The organism is Shewanella carassii (assembly GCF_002777975.1).
In the GTDB taxonomy this organism is placed as follows: Bacteria; Pseudomonadota; Gammaproteobacteria; order Enterobacterales; family Shewanellaceae; genus Shewanella; species Shewanella carassii.
In genome coordinates this window covers 278736-301678 of sequence record NZ_NGVS01000033.1, presented here as the reverse complement: position 1 = coordinate 301678, position 22943 = coordinate 278736, and the positions used below count along the sequence as shown (strand labels likewise).

The following is a 22943-nucleotide window of genomic DNA, read 5'->3' as shown; positions in this document are numbered from 1 at the left end:
AAGAAAACAATAAAAAGCCGGGGCAATTCCCCCGGCTCGAACGCTGAACAAGCTTAATCCAAAGACTGACGCCGCAAGCGGTTGGCGTTGGTCACCACAGTCAATGAAGACAGCGCCATTGCCGCGCCGGCCACCACAGGGCTCAGCAAGATCCCTGTCAGCGGGTACAGCACCCCGGCTGCAATCGGGATCCCCAGAGTGTTGTAGATAAAGGCGCCGAACAGGTTCTGCTTGATGTTACCAAGTGTCGCCCGCGACAGGGCAAATGCCCCGGCCAAGCTGCCCAGTCTAGGGTTAAGCAAGGTCAGGTCGGCACTCTCTATGGCAATCTCTGTGCCCGAGCCCATGGCAATGCCGACATCGGCGGCCATCAGCGCCGGGGCGTCATTGATCCCATCACCGACCATGGCCACCACTTCACCCTGCGCTTGAAACTTATTGACCCAGGATTGCTTTTCATCCGGTAACACCCCGGCGATGACTTCCTCTATCCCCACCTGACGCGCCACGGCTTCGGCGGTGGCCTGGTTATCACCACTGAGCAATACCAAGCGCTTGCCCTGGGCCTTGAGCGCGACCATGGCTTCCTTGGCATCGGCTTTGATTGGGTCACTGATCCCCACCAACGCCAGCAGTTGATTATCTCGGGCCACCAGCACCTGGGTGTGTCCAAGCGCCGCCCCCTGCTCCAGCCTTGCCTGATGCGCCTCGGTCAGCCTAATGCCCAGTGCGTCCATTAGCTTGCTGTTGCCGACCGCCCACTGCCGGCCTTCAAACTGCCCCAGCAGACCTTGCCCCTGGCGATAGTCAAACCCCTGCGGCTCACTCAGCACAACCTCTTTGGCTTTGGCGGCATCCAGCAGCGCCGCCGCCAAGGGGTGACCCGAGTGTTGCTCAAGGCTCGCCACGGCGCGCAGCAGCTCGCGCTCATCAAAGGCATCATCGAAAATATCCACCTGGGTGACGGCGGGCTTACCTTCTGTGATGGTGCCGGTCTTATCCAGCACCACACAGCTAACCTTGCTGGCGGTTTGCAGCGCCTCACCGTTTTTCACCAATACCCCCATGGAAGCGGCGCGGCCGACAGATACCATGATGGACATAGGCGTTGCCAGCCCCAAGGCGCAGGGACAGGCGATGATCAGCACACTGGTCAGCACCACCAGCGCATGAGACAGCGCGGGCTCTGGGCCGGCAAAATACCAGATGATGGCCGCCAGCAGCGCAATCACCACCACCACAGGCACAAACACGGCGGCTATCTTGTCTGTCAGTCGCCCTATGGGCATCTTGGAGGTCTGGGCCTCCTGAACCAGGGCGATAATCTTCGCCAGGCGGGTATCGGCAGGCCCGGCAGTAACTTGGTAAATAAGGCTGCCGTTTCCATTGACTGTGCCGGCGCTCAGACTGTCGCCCACCGATTTAGCCACGGGAATGGGTTCGCCTGTGAGCATAGACTCATCGAGCAGCGAATTGCCTGAAAGCACTTCACCATCGAGCGCCACTCTGTCACCCGGGCGCAGTCTCAGCTTGTCGCCCACCACCAGCGTTGCTATGGCCACGGTTTCATCGCCGTTTTCGGTGATCTTGATGGCCGTATTGCTCTGCAGGCCAATAAGCTTCTGCACCGCTTCACTGGTCTTGCCGCGGGCTCTCAGCTCCAATGCGTGCCCAAGGTTAATCAAGCCGAGGATCATCACACTGGCTTCAAAGTACACATGACGGGTGCCGTCGGGGAAAAAGCCGGGAATAAGCACCACCAGCATGGAGTAAAGCCAGGCCGTGCCCGTACCCAAGGCGATCAACGTATCCATATTGGCACTCTTGGCCTTGAGTGAGCGCCACATACCACTGAAAAAATGCCCCCCGGTGGTGACCAGCAGCAACAAGGTCAACAGCCCCATGGCGCCCCAGATAAGTTGGCTTTGGCTATCGTGGATCATCATGTCACCACCGGCCAGGCCCCAGATCATCAAGGGGATCCCCAGCCCAAGACCGGCAATGGCCTGCCTGATCCGGGTGCGATATTCCCTGGCATCATGCTCGGCCTTGTCGGCCATGGCACTGGCGGCATCCGTTATCGGCTCGGCGCGATACCCGGCCGAGAGCAGCAGCGCAACGGCTTCAGCCACTAGCAAACCTGCGGCTACGCTCACCTGCTTATCGGCCAAGTTGACTCTGGCCTCGACCTCTTTGGCGGCAAAGGCTTTTTCTATCTTGGCCACGCAGCTGGCGCAGCTCATATCTGGCACAAACAGTAGTGTGGGGTTGGCAGGGTGAGCCGTGGCGGCCTTCTGCTTGACGGCTTTATCGGCATGCTTGCCAGTTTCAGCTTCAGTTGTAGTTGCGGCCACTGCCGATTTCGAAGCGTCAGCCTGAGCTTCTGTCTCAGTATCAGTCTCAGTATCAGTCTCGGTATCAGTATCAGTATCAGTATCAGTATCAGTATCGGCATGCTCATCGCGCCAAGGCTCGGCAGTAAACCCAGCGGCCTTTAACAGCTCGGTCAACTCGGCGGCGGTTTTATGGCTTTTCAGTGCAAGCCGTTTCTGGTTAAGATTGACCGTCACTTCGGCTTCATCGCTGAGCGCCTTACGAATACTGGCCTCACAATGGCCACAGGTCATATCGCCAACATAAAAGCGGAAGTTTTCCGGCACACTTGTATTGCCAGCTTCCAGCGTTTGCGGGGTAAAGCCTGCGCCGGTTATCAATTCGGCCAGTTCGGCCGCGCTCTTGTGACTTTTCACCCGTAGCTGTTTGTCTTTAAGGTCGACGTCTACCTCAAGCTCATCAGCCAGCGCCTTGCGAAGCTTACTCTCACAGTGGCCGCAATTCATATCGGCAACATGGAAACTAAAGCTGCCAGGGGCCTCAGGGCTGGGTTCAGGACTGGGCTCTTGCGCGCTGTCACCGGCGCCGGGAGCGGCAATCTCGGCCTGCTCGGCGTCATAACCTGCGTCTTTCAGCCTCGCCAGCGCCGTGGCGGGGGTGAGCTCAGCGCTAGGGGCGAATGTCAGCGTCAACGACTTATCTGCCACCTCGGTAGCGGCTTCTACGCCGGTATCATCGGCGAACAGGGCCTTTATCTTGCGGGCGCAGCCGCCGCACTTCATATTCGCTATGGTGAATTGTATCTGGTCCATTGGAAACTCCCATCTTTGCCCCTCGCAAGCGAGGCTGGCTCAACACTGAGATAAAGGTTAAAGTCTCCCGTAACAGGAGAGTCAAGCCCGGATAATTATCCATAATAGAAAAGGTGCCCTGACTCTCAACAATGCGCTTGCGGCGCGACAAAATAGCCCACAAGAGTCCCAACAGGGCAGGAGTTCAGCGATGAAAATAGGCGAAGTGGCCAAGGCAACGGGTCTGAGTATCAAGAGTATCCGCTATTACCATGACATAGGCTTGGTTGAGGCCCACAGAGGCGCCAATGGGTATCGAGTGTACCGGGCGGCTGAAATCGAGGCGCTCAAGTTTTTGCAGCACTGCCGCGAGCTGGGCTTTACCTTGGATGAATGCCGGGATCTGTTGCAACTGAAACACAATCCCAAACGCTGCGCCGAGGATGTCAAACGTCTGGCCAAGGGGCACTTGCAGGCGTTGGAAGAAAAGATGGCCAGACTGGCCTCGCTGCATGCCCAACTGAGCGAGCTGGTATCCCAGTGCCGCGGCGGCAACCAGTCTGAATGCGCCATCATAAATGGCCTTTCGAGTGAGGCCCAAAAGGTCTGAGGATCAAGACTCAGGCGCTTGGGCTTGCAGTCTGGCTCGCGCCAGTGCTTCGGCATTATCCAGCGCCAACGTTGGCAACATGCCCGCCGGGGTGAAGTCAAACACCATGCCGTAAAATACCAGCTCTGATTCCAGCGCCAGTATCTTGTTGTGGGGTTGGCGAAAGCCGTGCCCCTCTCCCTCCAGACCGATAAACGCCGTGGGCACGCCCTTGTCTTTCAGCGCCTTGTAGATATGTTGCGACTGATTCGGTGGCACCACCTTATCTTCGAGCCCTTGCAACAGCAGCAAGGGTTCATTGAATCCCTGCAGATGATACAGGGGCGAGCGTTCACGATATACAGCCTTCATTTTGGGGTAAGGGCCTATCAGTTGATCTAGGTATCTTGACTCAAACTTATGGGTTTCCTTGCCCAGCACCTCGATATCACTGATCCCGAAATAGCTCACCCCGGCCTTAAACTTATCATGGAAGGCTAAGGCCGAGAGCACGCTCAAGCCACCGGCACTGCCGCCGCGAATCGCCAGTTTGTCAGCACTGACCCAGCCTTGGTCAACTAAAAACCCGGCGGCCCAGACAGCATCCTCGACATCGGCCTTACCCCAGTTGCCATAGAGACTCTGGCGATATTGGCGACCAAAGCCGGTACTGCCGCGGTAATTGAGCTCAAACACGGCAAAGCCGCGACTGGTCCAATACTGAATGGCGCTATTGTAAGCGCGGTTGGCCTTGGCGGTCGGGCCTCCGTGCAACATCATTAAAAGAGGTGGCCGGGTGTCCGGCAGAGGTTGGTAGTCACCATTTACCGGCGGATAAAAATAGCCATGAGCCTTGTCTCCCCCCTTGGTGGTGAACTCCACATTGATGGCGCGGGAGATGTATCTGGGATCCAGACCACAAATTTTAGGAGCATACACAAGTTCTGTGCCGCGGCCGGAAACCTTATAGATGCCGCGCTCGGGTGTTGGCCTACTGCCAACAAAATAAACCCCGTCGGCCCCCTGCACCACCTGTTTGATATCGGCAAAGTCGGCAGCCAGCACTTCAATGACGCCGGTCTGCAGATCCAGTCGCAACAATCCGGCATCGCCTTCCTTGTTGAAGCTGGCTATCAGGGTGTTTTCATTCTCAAAGGCGTAAGCGTGCTGCCCCAACTTCCAGGCAGGGCCGCCGATTTCAGCCTTGAGTTGGGTAACCTGTTCGATATCGCCTTTGGCATCAAGCCGATAAAGGTTCCACCAGTTGTCATAGTCGGCAATAAAGTAAAGCACGCCGTTTGGGCTGAACAGGGGTTGCATCAGCGCGCCCTTATGCTCAGGGGCGATTTGGCGAATATTGGTCAACTGCCCCTTGCGGTTAAGATCCCCAAGCCACAACCGGGTATTATCCCAAGGCATGTTGGGATGTTCCCAGGTGATCCAGGCAAGCTGTGTATTGTCGGCATTGATTGCCGGAGAACTGATAAAGTCGTGTCCATCGACAAAGATATCCCCTTCACCGGAGAAATTCAGGTTAATGGTCACTAAACTGGCCTTGGGCTCTCCCGGTTGACGATGATCTTCCCGGACACAGATAATCCGTGAGCCCTTGGGATAAGAGATACAGTCGCCATGGCGGGTGCCATTGGGCGTCAGTGCCAGCGCCTCTTGATTGGGCGCTATCCGGTAAAACAGCTGATCCTGCCCCTTGGTGACAAACAGACTCTGGCCTATGCCGAGAAAGTCGCCACCGCCATATTCATGAACGCGGCTGCCGATACCAAAGGCCGGCGCTACCACACCGGTAATGCTGCCGTCTTTTTCGAGACGCTTGATCCCCACCTTGCCGCCTTCGGCCGGGCTGGATTCCGAGAAGTAAATCGCATCACCGACACTCTGCAGCTCGCCTATTACCGAGGCGCTGCCGTAGACTTCGGCGGCCCCCAAAGGAGAGACCCAACTGCCATAAGCGGCGCTAATCCTCTGCTCATTATCGGCAGGCGCTTGTTGCTCCTGCGCAGGCTGACCACATCCCAGCAGCACTGAAGCCATCAGCGCTGCGGCCAGAATTTGCTTTCCGGGATTGAAAATCATGGTTTCGTTTCCCCCAACACCCGCCCACTGGGCAGGTTGAAACTACTACAACTTAAGTCTTGTATTGTTATTTAAATTTGGCGCAGAACCACTGCAAAACCCTGTACTGCTGCATACTGGATAATCCAAAAAAGATGCAGATCCAAGGTGAAAGCAAATAGTACCAGGTGATGGGTTCAGTGGAACGACCGCTGAGAAGCAGGTAAAAGAATCCAAAGTAAATTACCGTGACACCCACGACTCCCACCAACAAAAGCAGGCGCTTGATTTGTTTCTCCAGCCAGTGCATGGGTGAGTGTTTATACCTCTGGTGCTTTTACCTTTTAGTAGGGGGATTGTTCAATCCAGGACAAGAATTGTCAACGTCTGTGATACAAAGCGGACAAGTATCTGACACCCTGGATTGCAGAATGATAACTTTTGAGAGACTTAGACGCGCGGCTCAACCGGCGTTTTTGGGCAAATAACGCTCGGCGTCCCTGGACCAACGAAAGTCCACTTTGCTGCCATTGTCGACATTTTTCAGGCGCAGATCATAGTATCCCTGATGTTTACGCCCAAGAAACTGCAGCAGATTTTTGCCTTCATCAATAACCCGGGCGCGGACGCCGGTTTCATCCCGCTCACCGGCTAGATCTTTATAGAAATACATGGGTTCAGAGAAGATATTCACCAGCTTATCGCCATCGATCACATAGAGCTGCAGCGCTTCATAGAAGGCTCCCCCGCCGGCAAAGCCTTCACTGAAACCAACTCGGATCCCTATGGCGGTTAACTGATCATTGACCTTATAGGGTGCCAGATCCAGCTTTTTGACCGATTGAGGTACTGTATCAGAACCGCCATCCACTGTGCTCTCCAGATTGGAGTCGTTCCAGTTGACCGAGGTATTGAGTGGGCCATCGTGGGTAGCAACAGCTTGGAAGCTCCCCTGGTCCAGCTTAAATACGGCAAAGTAAAAATCATGGGTCTGACGCTCGGCAAAGTTCTCACTGCATAGATCGCTGCCATCCGTATATTTAAGATCCGATCCTTCGGCAACCACGCAGGCATAGCCCAGATACAGGCCCTGGTTACCCCAAGGTTTGGCGCCTATGCTTGCCAGCAAGTCCGGGGAACGTCCCGGCGCCAACCAATCGAGCAACGTCTTGGGCGCAACGCCCTCTGGCAAGCTCTGGCCATCTTTGGCGAGCAGTTTTCCTTCCATCTGCTCGGCATAAATCTGCCGCCCTTCCTCGTGACGTATGGCAGCTTTGGCTTCACTGGGGTGAACTGTCTGAGTAGTGTGTAAGGTTTGGCTGGCGTTGGTTTGGCTAGCATTGGCTTGTGAGCTCACAAGAGCACAGGAGAGCGAAGCTGTCAGCACTAGCGAGGTTGACAACAATAGAGGGTTAAAGGAAACCTGCCTGGTGGAAGAAAACATCATCCCTGTCCTTGTTTGAAACGCGGTAAAGAACAGGGATGATATCTATTTGAGCCTTGATCTCAAAGCATTGAATTACAGGCGGATACCGCCGTCAATTTCAAATACCCGGCCATTGACATAGTCGTTTTCAATGATGAATTTAACTGTCGAGGCGATTTCAGCGGCATCACCCAGACGGCCGACCGGTACCATTTTCTCCAGGCGCTCCAGCGCTTCCGGTTTCATGGCAGCGGTCATTTCGGTGGCGATAACCCCGGGTGCAACAGCAGCGGCCCGGATCTTGTAGCGCGCCAGCTCTTTGGCCCAGCCCACCGCCATGGCAGCGACACCTGCCTTGGAGGCGGCATAGTTGCTCTGCCCCACATTGCCGGCCCGAGCCAGGCTGGAGATATTGATAATCACCCCTTCCTGACCAGAGCTTATCATGGCAGCGGCGGCTTCTCGGCCACAGAGGAAACTGCCGCTCAGGTTTACATTGATAACCGACTGGAACTGCTCCAGCGACATACGGTCTGTCACCTGGCCCTCTTTGGCTTTAATCAACATGCCGTCACGCAAAATACCCGCGTTGTTTACCAGCACATTGAGCTGACCAAAATCTTCCAGAATGTACTGAAAGGTTGCCATCACATCTTCTTCATCCGTGATGTCCACCGCATAACCCTGCACTTCGGTCTCGCCCAGCAGAGCACAGGCTTGCTCCAGACGGTCCTGATCCACATCGATCAGCGCCAGACGGGCACCGGCTGCGGCCAGCTCCTGCGCCATGGCCAGACCCAGTCCACCGGCTCCACCTGTGATGGCGACTACCTTACCTTTTACATCCATTGGGTTATCCTTATTTCTCTTGCTTGAATTGTTCAAAAATACTGGAAAAATCGCGACGACCGTTACCCTTGCGGGCATGATTGACATAGAGGCTGCGCGCCAGTGCGCCCATGGGGGTGCTCGACTGACTGGACAGCGCTGCTTCCTGGGACAGGCCGAGGTCCTTAACCATAAGATCCACCATAAACCCGCCCTGATAGTCATTGGACGATGGCACGCTTGGCATCACCCCGGGACAGGGGTTGTATTTCTCCAAGGTCCAGTTGCCGCCGCTCGAAACTTTCATGATATCTGACAGCACCTTGGGATCCAAACCATTATCTATCCCCAGACTCAGCGCCTCGCTGGTACCTACCATCAAGACAGACAACAACATGTTGTTGCAGATTTTGGCAACCTGACCGGCGCCGGCACTGCCTGCATGGAAAATATTGGCGCCCATGCACTCGAGAACGGGTTTGGCCTTGGCAAAACCTGCGTCGCTACCGCCGCAGATAAAGGTCAGCGTACCGGCCGCGGCCCCGGCGGTGCCACCGGAAACCGGCGCATCAACAAACTCAAGCCCTTTGGCGGCCGCCGCAGCCGCCACAGTGCGGGCGCTGTCGGCATCTATGGTCGATGAATCGATAAGCAAGGTCCCCTCGGCCACAACATCCAGCAGCCCTTGCTGCTGCTCACTACCGAGGTACAGGCTACGCACATGCTTGCCGGCCGGCAACATGGTTACCACCACATCGGCACCCGCCGCTGCGCCACAGGCGCTCTGGGCAGTTATAGCCCCCTGCTCTGCCAGACTCTGCATCGCCGCCGGCACCAGATCGAATACCCGAACAGTCATCCCGGCCTTGATCAGGTTGACCGCCATCGGCCCACCCATGTTGCCCAAACCAATAAAAGCCACTGTTGTCATCTGTTTGCTCTCCCTGTTGGAATCTTGTTTACCGATATCTGTTACAGATCGGCCAATGGGTGTTCATGTTCAAATGGCGACTCAAGCAAGGCAGATACCGCTTCTTGCGGTGCTATCTTGCCCTTGCCGTAACGCCAGTTGGGATTACGGTCCTTGTCGATAAGCAGCGCCCTGACACCCTCACAAAAATCACCTATGGCGCAGCAGTTGAGGCTGAGACCCAGCTCGAAGCGGAAACAATCCGCCAGGCTCATATCGGTCCCAAGCCTTGACTGCTCGTAGGCCAGCGCCCAGCTAAGTGGGCTGCCGCTCAGCATGGTGTCACGGGCGCGCTGCAACCAGCTCTCTTGGGTTTCCAGGGCCTGCATCTTGGCGAGAATGTCGCCCATATCTCCGGTCATCAGCTCATTTATCTGAGCCTGATGGCCCTTCAAGCGGCTACTGCCGGGACGCTCTTCACTCTGAGTTTCCAGTTCATTGAGCAGATCATGCAGCTTCTGCTGGTTGAGACTGGTGTTATTGCCCCAGTTAACCGTCGCCATGGCATCGAGCATGCGCTCTTTATCCGTTGAGGCCAGAAAATGATTGCCAATGCCGGTATAACGGGCATCGGCCGCATTCATATTGTAGGCGGTCAGGCCGAGAAACAGCCCTGCCTTACCCGGCATGCGGCCGAGAAAATAGCTGCCGCCGACATCCGGGTAAAGGCCTATGGTGACCTCAGGCATGGCGATGCGCGAGCGCTCGGTCAATACCCTGTGGCTGGCACCTATCATCAGCCCAAGACCACCACCCATCACAATGCCGTCACCCCAAACCAATACAGGCTTACCGAAGGTATGCAGCTGAAAGTCGAGCCGATACTCCTCTTCGAAAAACACCCGGGCTTCCTGGGTGTAACTGCCGGGATTGGCCTGCTGCGCCTGATACAGCGCCCGCACATCACCACCGGCGCAGAAGGCTTTGTCGCCGCTGCCGTCGAGGATCACGCAGGCAATCTGTTCATCCTGTTTCCAAGCAGCCAACTGCTTAGCCAGCAAACGCACCATATTGAGATTCAGTGCATTGAGTGCTTTTTCCACATTGAGTGTCGCCACACCAATCAACTTGCCGCTGGCGGTTCCCAGGGTCTGAAATACCACTTCATGACTCATATCAGCGCCTCCTTATGCGTTTTTCCAGTTGGCTGCACGCTTCTCCAGGAAGGCATTGACCCCTTCTTTCTGATCTTGGGTGTCAAACAGAGCCACAAACAGCTCACGCTCCAGCGGCAGTGCCTGAGCTCTTGGCATATTACGTCCGGCCTGGATCAACTGCTTGCAAACGGTCACGCTCGATGGGCTCTGCTTGGCGGCCTTGGTCGCCAGCGCAATGGCAGCGCTCAGGGCCTCGCCCTTACCAACTACCTCTTCGACCAGGCCAATCTCACGGGCCTTGGCGGCATCGATTCGCTCACCGCAAAGGATCATCCGCTTGGCCCAGCCCTCACCGACCAGAGCGGTCAGATTCTGGGTGCCGCCGGCACAAGGCAGCAGGCCAACTGTGGCCTCGGGTAATGCCAGCTGCGCCTGCTCTTCGGCGATACGGATATCACAGGCCAGTGCCACTTCCAAACCGCCGCCCATGGCATAGCCGTTAATGGCGGCAATAGACACACCACGAAAGGCGCTCAGGGTTTCAAATGCTTCGCCAAAACAGCGTGCCATGGTGGCGGCATTGCCTTTATCACCATCGGCAAACAACTTGAGATCGGCGCCGGCCGAGAAGAATTTCTCCCCTTCCCCTGTCAGTACCAAGGCATAGATATCGGGATCATTGTTGAGCTCTTCCACCTTGAGACGCAGTTCATTGAGGCTCTCGGCTGTCCAGGTGTTGGCCGGTGGATTGTTGATGGTCAGAACAGCCGTGTGGCCTTCGATATGCTCAATCAAAAAAGACATGAATGACTCCTTGCAATTCGGTTAAATGGGTTTGGCCTTAGAGGATCTCGCCGGCATGCTCATCCAGCAGGCGGCGGGCGATGATAAGGCGCATAATCTCATTGGTTCCTTCCAGGATCTGGTGTACCCGTACATCACGGAAATGTCGCTCCAGCGGGTATTCGCGGATGTAGCCGTAACCACCGTGAATTTGCAGCGCGCTGTCACACACGGCAAACCCTATATCTGTGGCAAAACGCTTGGCCATGGCGCAATAAGCCGTGGCTTCGGGATCGCCGCTGTCCAGCTTAAATGCCGCCAGACGCACCATCTGCCGCGCGGCGACCAGTTCTGTGGCCATGTCGGCCAGCTTGAACTGCAGCGCCTGGAAGGCGGCCAGTGGTTTGCCGAACTGCTTGCGCTCATGCATATATTCGGTGGCGCGCTCAAGTGCAGCCTGAGCGGTACCCACAGAGCAGGTGGCGATATTGATACGGCCGCCATCCAGGCCCTTCATGGCGAAGGTAAAGCCCTGGCCTTCCTCACCCAACAGATGATTGACCGGCACCCGCACGTTTTCAAAAGTAATGAGTCTGGTTGGCTGGGCGTTCCAGCCCATCTTGTCCTCGGCCTTGCCGTAGATAACGCCCTTGGCATCAGCCGGGATGGCAATGGCCGAAATGCCCTTGGGGCCGGCCTCACCGGTGCGGCACATCACCACCAAAAGCTCGGTGGCGCCGGCGCCCGAGATAAACATCTTGGAGCCGTTAATCACATACTCATCGCCGTCACGCTCGGCGCGGGTAGCAAGTGAAGCGGCGTCACTGCCTGAACCTGGCTCGGTCAGGCAGTAAGAAGCCAGCTTACTGCCTGTGGTCAGCGCTTCAGACCACTCGGCCCGCAGACTTTGCTGGCCCCAGGTCGTCACCATCCAGGTAGCCATGTTGTGAATGGTCAGCATGGCTGTGGTGGCCGTGCAGCCCTTGGCCAGCTCTTCAAAAATAATCGAGGCATCCAGACGCGACAGGCCCATGCCGCCTTCAGACTCGGGAGAATAGAGTGAACAGAATCCCAGCTCCCCGGCTCTTTGGATCACGTCTTTGGGAAAGTGATGCTCCTCATCCCATTTGGCGGCAAATGGGGCCAGTTCATCGGCGGCAAACTGACGGGCCAGCTCGGCGAATTGGCGCTGATCTTCGTTGAGATTGAAATCCATGCTTGACTCCTGTGCGCAGATCTCTGCGTCTTGCGGTGATCCGGTGATGCCGGATCTCTTGTTATTTACTGTTGCGATTAAAAAGGGGCACCGGCCATTGCCGGTGCCCTTGGGCTCACACTGTTACTTGAGTGCGATAGTCATGTTGGGACCAGAGGCGATATCAGACTCGAACCAACGGCTGGTGATGGTCTTGGTTTCTGTGTAGAAACGCACCGCCTGCTTGCCGTAAGCGTGCTGATCGCCGTAGAAGCTGCCCTTCCAACCCGTGAAAGAGAAAAATGGCAGCGGCACGGGAATGGGCACGTTGATACCCACCTGACCCACTTCAATTTCATGCTGATACTTACGCGCCGCGGCGCCGCTGGCGGTAAAGATAGAGGTGCCGTTGCCGTAAGGACTGGCGTTAACCAGCTCAATGGCATCTTCCAGCGACTCGGCTTCCATACAGCAGAGCACAGGGCCGAAGATCTCTTCCTTGTAGATGCTCATGTCCGTGGTTACCTTGTCGAACATGGTCGGGCCGACCCAGTTGCCTGACTCATAACCGGGTACAGTGCAGTCGGAACCATCGAGCAGACACTCGGCGCCTTCGGCCTTGCCCTCGGCGATAAGCTTGAGCACACGCTCTTTGGCGGCCGGGCTGATGAGCGGGCCGTAACCGGCTTCCTTATCATCCCAAAGACCGGGACGCACCTTGGACAGGGCTTCTTTCAGCTCAGGGATCCACTCTTTGGCGGCACCGACAAACACAGCGACCGACAGCGCCATACAGCGTTGACCGGCAGCGCCAACCGAGGCGCCAACCAGGTTATTGATCACTTGCTGCTTGTTGGCATCGGGCATGATCACGCAGTGGTTCTTGGCACCGGCAAAGGCCTGCACCCGCTTGAGGTTGTCAGTGCCTGTCTTGTAGATGTACTGACCCACGCCCACAGAACCCACAAAGGAAATCGCCTTGATATCCGGATGAGACAGCAGTACATCAACCGCCGTCTTGTCACCGTGAACCAGCTGCAGCACGCCCTTGGGAGCACCGGCCTGTTCAAAAAGCTCCACCAGACGCTGCGGCGTCATTGGATCCTGCTCGGATGGCTTGAGGACGAAGGTGTTGCCGCAGGCGATAGCAAGCGGGAACATCCACAGCGGGATCATCGCCGGGAAGTTGAATGGCGTAATCCCGGCGCAGACACCCAGCGGCTGAGTGTAGGAGTAGGTATCTATGCTGCGGGCCACGTTCTCAACCGTTTCACCCATCAGCAAGGAGGCGATGTTGCAGGCATGCTCGGCCACTTCAATGCCGCGCCAGACATCACCCTTGGCATCTTCAAAGGTTTTACCCGTTTCCTGGGCCAAAATGGTGGCCAGCTCGTCATGGTGTTCTTTCAAAAGGTGTTGATAGCGCAGCATAACCCGAGCGCGTTCGGAAACGGCCACTTCCTTCCAGCTCTTGAAGGCTTCCTTGGCGCTGGCGATGGCGCGCTCAACTTCCGGCTGGGTCGCACAGTTGATAAAGGCGATGGTTTCATTGTTGGCCGGATTGGTAACATTGATCTGCTTGCTGCCGGAACCGTTGACGAATTCGCCATCTATGTAGTGCTTGACTTGTGTGCTCATAAGAATTCCTTGTAAGTAGTGGAACGGCGCGGCAACAGCTCTTGTGGCTGCTTTTTGATGACGCCGTGTCCTGTCTTGTTGATAGCTTTAATTTGTTGTCGGCCGCTGCCGCGGCCGACGGGATATCAGATCTCAATCGCCATGGCAGTGGCTTCACCGCCACCTATGCACAGCGATGCCATACCACGCTTGAGGCCTCGGGCCTTGAGCGCATGAATGAGAGTCACCAGCAGACGGGCGCCGGAGCAACCTATCGGATGACCGAGCGCACAGGCACCGCCATTGACGTTGACCTTGGCGGCATCCAGTCCCAACTCGCTGATGGCCAACATGGTCACCATGGCGAAGGCTTCGTTGATTTCGAAAAGGTCGACCTCATCCTTGCTCCAGCCGGTCTGTGCCAAGAGTTTTTGCATAGCTCCCACGGGCGCCGTGGTAAACATGGCCGGCTCTTGGGAATGGGTAGCATGGCCCTTGATGGTGGCCATCACTGCCAGCCCCAGGTTTTCAGCCTGCTCACGGCTCATCAGCATCAAACTGGCGGCACCGTCGGAAATCGAACTGGAGTTGGCGGCGGTAATGGTGCCGTCTTTGGCAAAAGCGGGCCGTAGCGCCGGGATCTTGTCAGGGCGGGCATTGCCGGGCTGCTCATCGGTATCAATCAGAGTATCGCCGCGGCGGCTGCTTACGGTTACCGGGACTATCTCCGCCTTGAAGGCACCTGAGGCGATGGCCGCATTGGCTTTTTCCAGTGAGCTCAGGGCGAAGGCGTCCATGGCTTCACGGGTCAGGCCAAAATCATCGGCGGTTTTCTGGGCGAAAGTTCCCATGGCGCCACCTGTATAGGCATCTTCCAGCCCATCGAGGAACATATGATCCAGCACCTTACCGTGGCCCATACGCATGCCGCCGCGAGCCTTATCCAGCAGATACGGCGCCTGACTCATGCTCTCCATACCACCGGCAATCACGATATTGGCACTGCCGGCCTTGATAAGATCGTGCGCCAGCATCACGGTTTTCATCCCCGAGCCGCACACCTTATTGACTGTGGTTGCGCCAACAGACTGGGGCAAACCTGCCCCCAAAACCGCCTGTCTGGCAGGGGCCTGACCGAGGCCAGCCGGCAATACACATCCCATCAGCACTTCATCGACCTGTTCGCCCTTCACTCCTGTAGTTTCCATCAAGGCCTTGATGCTGGAAGCCGCCAGCTGAGGAGAAGGCACGGTGGAAAGACAGCCCTGAAAACCGCCCATGGCGGTTCGTTTGGCGGCGACGATAACAATATCCTGAGGACGACTCATTGTTGACTCCCTTGTTGGGCACCCAAACACCGGCCCAACAGCAGGCCGGCGGTGTAAGGTGCAGCAAATTTGCACTCTGTTGCTGCCACTTTGACGTTTACGCGAACGTAAGGCAAGTAATAATTAGTCTAATACGGACTCTGTTTATAGGTATTTTTGTCAGGGAGGATTTACAGCAGGATGACAGCGCGTGCCCTGAAAGAAAGCCAAAACACTGCGGCTTAGAAAAGGTTAGGGAAGGAAGTATCAGTTTGAGGAAGCATAAGCAGTAGAGGCCGACGCCATCTGGCTTGATATGAGCTAAGCCCTTTTGGACTTAGGCGACAGGAATCACAAGACTGCGACTCCCGCCAACAAAACATTTGGCGTTACGGCTCAGCCACTCTGTTCCCAGGGCGTAATAGCACTGAGATCCGATAAGTCATAAGGGGTCAACTGGTAGACATAATAGTTGAGCCAGTTGCTCACCAACAGACTACCGTGACTATACCAACGGGCAATCGCTTCCGCCTCTGGGTCATCGTTGCGGAAATAGTTTTGCGGGATCTTGGGCGCCAACCCGGCCGCTAGATCTCTTTGGTACTCATCTTTAAGGGTCGACTTGCGATACTCTGGATGCCCCATCACGAACAGGTTGCGATTATCCTTACTGATCACCAGGTAGGCACCTGCTTGATCTGACTCAGCCAGCACTGTCAGTTCGGGATGCGCCCTAAGCTCGTCCACATCCATCTGGGCATAACGGGAGTGCGGAGCATAAAACTCATCATCAAAGCCACGCAGCAAGGGCACGTGGGCGCGAATACGCCTATGCTGATAAACCCCGGAGCATTTTTCAGCGAGGATCTTACGCTCGAGTTGATACAGGTGATAAAAACCGGCGTGGGCCGCCCAGCAGAGAAACAGTACCGAGGTAACATGCTCCTGTGACCAATCGATAATCTCGCGGATATGATCCCAGTAGGTGACCTCCTCGAAATCCAGCTGTCCCAGGGGAGCACCAGTGATGATCAGGCCATCATAGTTGCGATGGCGTACATCTTCAAAGTCACGGTAAAAGGTATTGAGATGATCGCTCGGCGTATGTTTCGACTCTTTGTCGTGGATCCTCAGCAGGTCGATATCCACCTGCAACGGAGTGTTGCCCAACAGCCGCAGCAACTGGGTTTCTGTCTCAATCTTGTTGGGCATCAGATTGAGGATCAACACCTTCATCGGCCGTATATCCTGCATCGCCGCCCGGCTCTCGGACATAACGAAGATATTCTCCGACTCAAGAACGTCGGCGGCTGGCAGGTTATCGGGTATTCTTACGGGCATAAAGCGCCTCTCCTGAACTTTCAGGGCAAGGCGCTTGGCTTGGTATACCTGTTAGCGCCCTACCTTTTGCACCATGACGGATACCGGCTCAACCTTGTCGATATTGACAGGATAGGCCTGGGTATTGATAAAGAGTAAGTCATCCTTGAGGGTGATCCTGGCGCTGACACTGTAGCTGTGGCCACTCTGGAACTGATCCCGGGCAAGAATGAACTTAAAAGGCGTTGGGCTGGTTACGCTGTCGCGCTGAATAACCGCCAGCACTTCTGCCGGAGCATCCGCTTTGGAAACGTCCTGAACCTGAACCGTCAATACGGCTTCCGGTGGCAGGGCAATACGCTCGCGGTACCAGACATCGCCATCAATTTCGACTGTGGCATTCGGGGTCGCACAACCTGTGAGTGCCATCATTCCTGCTACAGCCGCCATCATTGGCATGCGCAGCCAGTTGCCTGTCATTTTCATTGCTAGCTCCTAATCATACACAAAGACTTCTGGATGTCTACACATCCAAGTTTAATCATTGAGAACCTGTGAGGATAATCCTATCATAGGACTCCATTTTTGAGTTCAAATATCCTTATGACACAAGCAACTGCGATTATTGTGGGCGCCAGCTCACTCCTCAGCCGTGAAATAGCCCGCCGCCTGGCCGATGAAGGCACTAAACTGGCATTGCTGGCACAGGATCCCGACTCATTGAAAGAGTTTGCCGCCACCCTGGCAACCGAGGCTCAAGTGTTTGGCCTGGACATAGATAAACCGCAAACCTTGATAGCCGAGCTGGAACAGATTTGGCAACAGTTGGGGGGCGCACATCTGGTGTTGGTCAATACCGGGCTCAACTCCTATCATCCGGATCTGCCTTGGCAGTTGGAAGATGAGATCATCAGTGTCAATGTCCGTGGCTTTGCCGCCGTTTGCAACACAGCTTTCAGGCTGTTTCGCGAGCAGGGATATGGCCAGCTTGCGGCTATCAACTCCATTGCCGGTCTTCGCGGTGGTCCCAGCGTAGCCTTTCATGCCTCCAAAGCCTTTGGGATGAACTATCTCGAAGGGCTGTCCATGCATGCCCAAAGACTCAAGCTACCGATCACCATTACGGATATTCAGTTGGGGTTGCTGGATAAGGCCGCGTTACAACAAAGTAAGCTGTGGTTATCCCCAGTCAACGTAGTCGCCGGACAAATCATCCGCGCCCTGCAAAAAGGCAAGCGCCGGGTCTATGTCACCAAACGCTGGGCGACAGTTGCCTGGCTCACCAAACTGCTGCCCGAGTTTATCTATAACACCCGCCATTGGAAGGTGAAGAAACGCAAGGGACAATAGGGATAAAATAGACTTCTCATTGTTTTTCATAAAAAAGGCGCCGACGGCGCCTTTTTTATGGTTGGGAGTTTGTTGGGTTTGGGAGCTTAGGTTTGAAAGAGATTAGAAGGTGTAACCTATGCTGACCATATAGACCCAAGGATCTATGTCAGTATCAACAACTTGTTCGGCACCGCCCATAGTGAATTTCACATCTGTACTGATCTTGGCATACCACACTGAAGCATTCACCAACCAGTTATCGTTGATCTGGTAATCCAGACCCGCTTGTGCGGCCCAGCCCCAGGAGTTGCTCAAACTCAGGTTGTCCAGACCCAGACCTTTAGCTTCATCGGTGAAGTCATTGTCAAAGAAGTTGGTGTAGTTAACACCGACACCCACGTAAGGACGCAGCTTGGACTCGGCATTACCGAAGTAGTACTGGGCCACCAAGGTAGGCGGCAGATGCTTGGTTTCAGCAATCTTGCCAAGTGCACCCAGAGATACGTCATGGCTGAACGGGGTCGCGGCCAGCAGTTCGATACCAAAGTTATCTGTCAGCATATAGCCGAAGTTCAAACCCAACTGAGTGTTATTGTCCACGCCAAAAGAGGCGATATCGGCCACAACCGGGCTGGACTCGTCCGGGGCGACTACAACGGCACCGGCACGAACGATAAAGTCACCGGCCTTGTGGGCCAGTGCAGGGGCAGCAACAGTGGAAAAAAGGGCGGCGGCAATCAATCCTGATACGATATTTTTTTTCATCATCTCACTCCGTAGCGACAACACAGCGCTTTGTTTTTTATTACATTCATAACAACTGAGGCCACACTGCCAGATTTATTCGTTCACATTTTTGATCTACATCAAACGCTTTGAGTGGTACCCAGTTTTAGATAGCGCAAGCGCGAAATAGATCACACAATCTAAAGGTTTATTGATATAGCACCTTTAAAATTAGTGAGCCGGTTCAAAACTCCACTAACCCCAAAGTGAAAGAAAAGTACATTTTTCAACCTACGCCACCCATAAGGTTTGCAACCAAAAATTAACAGACAGCAGCAGAGTGATATGCTGCACACTGCCATTTAAACAGCTTTTTAAACTAACAATCGACAGCAATGAGACCTCTGACAATGCAGCCAATGGCAGCATCAAGAAAGTGGTTTATCTGCAAAGACTTAATCAGGAGAAGGGCTCAAATTGTGCAAACGATTAGTGGGGGGCTTAATTAAAGGACGATTGAATCACTAGCTCTTAAGTGATGGGATCTTAAGTAATGGATAGTCTGCCAACCAATTCTTGGCCTTGAGCCGACTCTCGAATACTCCGGGAGTGCTCTTGGGGTTAGGACTGAGTTTCAGCGCCAGTAAAGGGCCAAGTGGGAACAGATTGAGCAGTTGCAACTCCCCTGCCCTTAACCTGACAGCCAACGCCGTTTGCTGCTCTGGCCAGTAGCTCATGGCATCAGACACTGAAACATAGGGGTTATGATTGTTTTTAAGGTGCATCCTGGCTTGGTTTTTTACCGACCAAGGTAAGTCGAGCATGGTAGATAACCTCACCTCATAGGCCCTATCGGTGACTTCCGAGCAGTCGTTCGGCTCATAGTAGATCACATCAATATCGCTTAGTGCTGTTACTGTGCCGTGCAACTTGTCCCACACCAGGTTGCGGACAAATCCCGCCGCCAGCCAGGCATCAATGACCCCAAGGTTTGCAACACACTCAAGTGCTTGCATCCGCATCCTATCTTGCCTGAGCCAGTTTTTGATCAGCTCAACCGCCTCGGTTTCGCTAACCTGCTGCGGCCCTTTCGGCTCAAGCTTATCATTTGCCACTATAGTCCCCTTGAAAAACAAAAGCCTCCGCAGAGCGGAGGCTTTCGATTCTAACTCAAGCTATCACTTATCTTCAGTATCTCTATCCATGTTCTCTGTATTTTCCAACCAGAGCGCATTGATAATGCCGAAAGAACAAGCCAATAAAATGCCGAGTATCCAAGTGAAATACCACATAATCCAGGCTCCTTAGTAAAGTGATGTGCTGTTGTTTTCAATGTGCTTGCGATTCAAGCGACCATACATCTTGAAGTAGGTCCAACAAGTGTAACTAAGCACAATAGGAACAAAGATAATTGCCACCCAAGTCATAACATTCAGTGCCATCTGGCTAGCAGTAGCATCCCACATGGTCAGACTGACGTTAGGATCCAGTGATGAAGGCATCACGAAGGGGAACATAGCTGCGCCACAGGTCAGGATGATACCGGCAATCGCCAGTGAGCTGAACAGGAAGGCGAAACCACTGCGGCCGAAACGGCTAGTCAGCAATACCAAGGCGGGTGCCAACAGGCCCAAGACCGGGAACAACATGGTCATTGGATACTTGTCATAGTTGGCCAGCCAGGCACCGGAAACCACTTCCACTGTCTTCTGAGTTGGATCAGATACGGCGTTAGTATCCAGCGCCGAAGTCACTACATAGCCATCGATACCGTAAGCCAGCCACACACCGGCGGCACCAAACAGTACTATCAGCAATACAGCAGTCAACTGAGCGGTAGCAGCGGCACGATTGCGCAGCTCACCTTCTGTCTTCATCTGTAGCCAGCAAGCACCCTGCATCATGAACATACAGGCACTGACCAGACCGGCTAGCAAGCCAAAGCCATTGAGCAGACCCAGCAGGCCGCCATCATAGTGGGCGCGCATATATTCATCGAAGCTGAATGGCACACCTTGCAGCAGGTTACCGAAGGCAACACCTATGATGAGTGGCGGTACAAACCCGGCCACAAACAGGGCCCAGTCCCAGCTCTTACGCCAGCGTGGATCTTCTATCTTGGAGCGATAGTCAAAACCCACAGGACGCAGGTACAGCGCCAATAACACTATGATCATGGCGACATAAAAGCCGGAGAATGATACGGCGTAAACAGTTGGCCAAGCGGCAAACAGAGCACCGGCACCGGTGATCAGCCATACTTGGTTACCATCCCAGTGAGGAGCAACCGAGTTAATCATGATCCGACGTTCAGTGTCGTCTTTGCCGAGGATAGGCAGCAAGGCACCTACCCCCATATCAAAGCCATCGGTGACCGCAAAGCCAATAAGCAAAACGCCAACCAACAACCACCAGACAAATCTTACTATTTCATAATCAAACATAATGAAATCCCTCTGCTCAGGCTTCTAGTTTTTCAAAGTGATAACGGCCGGTCTTGAGACTGCTAGGACCCAGGCGCGCAAACTTGAACATTAGGAAGAGTTCGATAACCAGCAGCACAGTGTAGAACAGAGTAATGCTGATGATACTGAACCAGAGATCGCCTGCGGTCAGGCTGGAAGCAGACACAAAGGTCGGCAACACTTCGGAGATAGTCCATGGCTGACGACCATACTCGGCCACAAACCAACCACACTCGATGGCGATCCAAGGCAGAGGTAAGCTGTAAAGTGCGGCTTTGAGTACCCACTTCTTCTCTTCGATCTGGTGACGGGTGCTCTGCCAGAATGCGGCCGCAAACACCACCAACATCACAACGCCCAGGCCCACCATGACACGGAAGCTCCAGAACAGCGGGGCTACGCTTGGAATAGAATCCAAAGCGGCAGCCTTAATCTGTTCTTCGGTGGCATCGACCACTTTATCTGTGTAACGCTTCAGCAGCAGACCATAACCCAGGTCAACTTTTTGCTCTTCGAAGGCGGCACGAACCGCTGGATCTTCTTCAATAGCAGGGTCGGCCTTGGCGGCACGCAGTTGCTCGAGCAATGCATAAGCCTTCATACCGTTACGGATACGAACTTCGTGCTCGGCTACCAGATCCTTAATGCCAGTCACTTCCTCGTCGATTGAACGAGTGGCGATAATCCCCATGACATATGGGATCTTGATGGCATAGTCGGTATGCATAGTTTCCTGATTAGGGAAACCAACCGCAGTAAAGGCCGCAGGAGCAGGTTCTGTATGCCATTCGGCTTCAATAGCCGCCAGCTTAACCCGCTGAGCTTCACCAACCTTGTAGCCGGATTCGTCACCCAGGACGATAACGGACAGGATAGAAGCCATACCAAAACTAGCCGCAATGGCGAAAGACCGGCGGGCAAATGGCAGGTCACGCTTCTTGAGGATGTAGTAGGCACTGATAGCCAGAACAAACATGGCACCGGCCACATAACCAGAGGCCACAGTGTGGACAAATTTAACCTGAGCGACAGGGTTGAGTACCACGTCTGCGAAACTGGTCATTTCCATACGCATGGTTTCATAGTTGAACACACTACCCACAGGGTTTTGCATCCAGCCGTTGGCAACCAGGATCCACAGCGCAGACAAGTTACTTCCCAAGGCTACCAGCCAGGTCACCGCCAAGTGTTGACGCTTGGAGAATCTGTCCCAACCGAAGAAGAACATACCCACGAAAGTGGATTCCAGGAAGAAGGCCATCAAACCTTCAATGGCGAGAGGAGCACCGAAAATGTCACCCACGTAGTGTGAGTAATAAGACCAGTTGGTACCGAACTGGAACTCCATTGCCAGACCTGTGGTAACCCCCAGGGCAAAGTTAATACCAAAAAGCTTGCCCCAGAATTTGGTCATGTCCTTGTAGATCTGCTTATCTGTCATCACATAGAGTGACTCCATGATTGCCAGCAGAAAGGCCAGACCCAAAGTCAATGGAACAAACAAGAAGTGATACATGGCTGTCAACGCAAATTGTATGCGCGATAGCTCAACGACTTCTTCAACTATCATTTGTGACTCCTTACATGGTGCTCCGCCCGTTGCCTTCAGATCCCCATCAAAGACAGCAGGTGGTGAGTTGGATAGCTTAGTTCATTAATTTCTTATCTACCCGAGGTTCCGGGTAAACCACCCAAATGATTCACTTTGTCGCGCTTTGGCCCGCCAAGAGCTTGAAAATCTGTATTTGACAAGCAAAGTGAGAGATGAATCACGCTTTTGCGAATGAACGAGATCCGCATCGGCTTTTGTCAGTGTCGTGATATTTCTAAATTATTAAATATCAGTCACTTGCATTATTAGTTCAGCTAAAAATTGCCCTAATTTTATACCACTTGAATTTGACGCAAATCAATCAAACTCCGGGCTTTAGCTGGGTTTTGCGGAGGGTGGCACAGACACCATTCGAGACGATTGACATAGAGGCGAAGTCATGCTAGGAAAAACTCAGCAATACATTTAAAGAAGCATTTTCTAACAGTTCAATGAAAAATCCACATAAAAGCCACAAAAACAACTTTTAAACATATTA

The 22943-nt window shown here is 54.2% G+C and carries 20 protein-coding genes and 1 pseudogene; 2 read left to right on the top strand and 19 right to left on the bottom strand.

The annotated features are described in order from the left end of the window. Positions 1-53: 53 nt before the first annotated feature. Together CBE72_RS17535 and CBE72_RS20570 are read right to left on the bottom strand one after the other, a co-directional pair. The gene (locus CBE72_RS17535) at positions 54-2243 is read right to left on the bottom strand and encodes a heavy metal translocating P-type ATPase (protein ID WP_229671953.1); all 2190 of its coding nucleotides are present in this window, start codon (positions 2241-2243) and stop codon (positions 54-56) included. A gap of 249 nt (positions 2244-2492) precedes the next feature. Further along, positions 2493-3146 (bottom strand): annotated as a pseudogene (locus CBE72_RS20570) (heavy-metal-associated domain-containing protein); the annotation flags it as partial. A gap of 190 nt (positions 3147-3336) precedes the next feature. On the opposite strand from CBE72_RS20570, the gene CBE72_RS17530 reads away from it, so the two are divergent. Continuing rightward, a complete protein-coding gene (locus CBE72_RS17530) occupies positions 3337-3735 on the top strand; it encodes a MerR family DNA-binding protein (protein WP_100145383.1) in 399 nt (132 codons plus the stop codon). Between the two features lie 3 nt (positions 3736-3738). Here CBE72_RS17530 and CBE72_RS17525 read toward each other — a convergent pair whose 3' ends face one another. The 12 genes from CBE72_RS17525 to CBE72_RS17470 all read right to left on the bottom strand — a co-directional run bounded on the left by CBE72_RS17525 (position 3739) and on the right by CBE72_RS17470 (position 16816). Next, on the bottom strand, positions 3739-5766 hold the full coding sequence (locus tag CBE72_RS17525) for a S9 family peptidase (protein ID WP_167387701.1): 2028 nt from the start codon (positions 5764-5766) through the stop codon (positions 3739-3741). A gap of 109 nt (positions 5767-5875) precedes the next feature. Next, the gene (locus CBE72_RS20460; RefSeq protein WP_100145379.1) at positions 5876-6097 is read right to left on the bottom strand and encodes a hypothetical protein; all 222 of its coding nucleotides are present in this window, start codon (positions 6095-6097) and stop codon (positions 5876-5878) included. A 153-nt stretch (positions 6098-6250) separates the two neighbouring features. Continuing rightward, on the bottom strand, positions 6251-7144 hold the full coding sequence (locus CBE72_RS17515; RefSeq protein WP_157929108.1) for a hypothetical protein: 894 nt from the start codon (positions 7142-7144) through the stop codon (positions 6251-6253). Between the two features lie 162 nt (positions 7145-7306). Further along, entirely contained in the window at positions 7307-8062 is a 756-nt protein-coding gene (locus CBE72_RS17510) for an SDR family oxidoreductase (RefSeq protein ID WP_039032781.1), read from the bottom strand. Positions 8063-8072: 10 nt separating this feature from the next. Continuing rightward, positions 8073-8972, bottom strand: coding sequence for a 3-hydroxyisobutyrate dehydrogenase (mmsB, locus tag CBE72_RS17505; RefSeq protein WP_100145375.1), 900 nt, complete (start codon positions 8970-8972; stop codon positions 8073-8075). 41 nt (positions 8973-9013) lie between these two features. Next, on the bottom strand, positions 9014-10126 hold the full coding sequence (locus tag CBE72_RS17500) for an enoyl-CoA hydratase/isomerase family protein (RefSeq protein WP_100145373.1): 1113 nt from the start codon (positions 10124-10126) through the stop codon (positions 9014-9016). 12 nt (positions 10127-10138) lie between these two features. After that, positions 10139-10912: an enoyl-CoA hydratase gene (locus tag CBE72_RS17495; protein ID WP_039032778.1), complete on the bottom strand. Its 774-nt coding sequence runs from the start codon at positions 10910-10912 to the stop codon at positions 10139-10141. 37 nt (positions 10913-10949) lie between these two features. Further along, positions 10950-12107 (bottom strand): acyl-CoA dehydrogenase family protein, encoded by a 1158-nt coding sequence (locus tag CBE72_RS17490; protein WP_025009787.1) that lies wholly within the window; start codon positions 12105-12107, stop codon positions 10950-10952. A 123-nt stretch (positions 12108-12230) separates the two neighbouring features. Beyond that, positions 12231-13724, bottom strand: a complete 1494-nt coding sequence (locus tag CBE72_RS17485) for a CoA-acylating methylmalonate-semialdehyde dehydrogenase (protein WP_025009786.1) — start codon at positions 13722-13724, stop codon at positions 12231-12233. A gap of 125 nt (positions 13725-13849) precedes the next feature. Further along, positions 13850-15031, bottom strand: coding sequence for a thiolase family protein (locus tag CBE72_RS17480; RefSeq protein WP_093982682.1), 1182 nt, complete (start codon positions 15029-15031; stop codon positions 13850-13852). A gap of 375 nt (positions 15032-15406) precedes the next feature. Further along, complete coding sequence (gene metA, locus CBE72_RS17475; RefSeq protein WP_100145371.1) at positions 15407-16351, bottom strand: homoserine O-acetyltransferase MetA; 945 nt, start codon at positions 16349-16351, stop codon at positions 15407-15409. A gap of 51 nt (positions 16352-16402) precedes the next feature. Next, positions 16403-16816: a YbaY family lipoprotein gene (locus CBE72_RS17470; RefSeq protein WP_100145369.1), complete on the bottom strand. Its 414-nt coding sequence runs from the start codon at positions 16814-16816 to the stop codon at positions 16403-16405. Positions 16817-16933: 117 nt separating this feature from the next. On the opposite strand from CBE72_RS17470, the gene CBE72_RS17465 reads away from it, so the two are divergent. Further along, positions 16934-17680 carry an SDR family NAD(P)-dependent oxidoreductase gene (locus CBE72_RS17465; RefSeq protein WP_100145367.1) on the top strand — a complete coding sequence of 249 codons (747 nt, stop codon included), beginning with the start codon at positions 16934-16936 and terminating at the stop codon, positions 17678-17680. A gap of 102 nt (positions 17681-17782) precedes the next feature. Here CBE72_RS17465 and ompW read toward each other — a convergent pair whose 3' ends face one another. From ompW to CBE72_RS17440, 5 genes are all read right to left on the bottom strand, one after another. Further along, positions 17783-18430: an outer membrane protein OmpW gene (gene ompW / locus CBE72_RS17460; RefSeq protein WP_039032772.1), complete on the bottom strand. Its 648-nt coding sequence runs from the start codon at positions 18428-18430 to the stop codon at positions 17783-17785. A 482-nt stretch (positions 18431-18912) separates the two neighbouring features. After that, positions 18913-19503 (bottom strand): nucleotidyltransferase family protein, encoded by a 591-nt coding sequence (locus CBE72_RS17455; RefSeq protein ID WP_229671925.1) that lies wholly within the window; start codon positions 19501-19503, stop codon positions 18913-18915. A gap of 63 nt (positions 19504-19566) precedes the next feature. Beyond that, positions 19567-19680, bottom strand: a complete 114-nt coding sequence (gene cydX, locus CBE72_RS17450) for a cytochrome bd-I oxidase subunit CydX (protein ID WP_039032771.1) — start codon at positions 19678-19680, stop codon at positions 19567-19569. A gap of 12 nt (positions 19681-19692) precedes the next feature. Beyond that, the gene (gene cydB, locus CBE72_RS17445) at positions 19693-20832 is read right to left on the bottom strand and encodes a cytochrome d ubiquinol oxidase subunit II (RefSeq protein ID WP_100145365.1); all 1140 of its coding nucleotides are present in this window, start codon (positions 20830-20832) and stop codon (positions 19693-19695) included. 16 nt (positions 20833-20848) lie between these two features. Next, complete coding sequence (locus CBE72_RS17440) at positions 20849-22423, bottom strand: cytochrome ubiquinol oxidase subunit I (RefSeq protein ID WP_100145363.1); 1575 nt, start codon at positions 22421-22423, stop codon at positions 20849-20851. Positions 22424-22943: the final 520 nt, after the last annotated feature.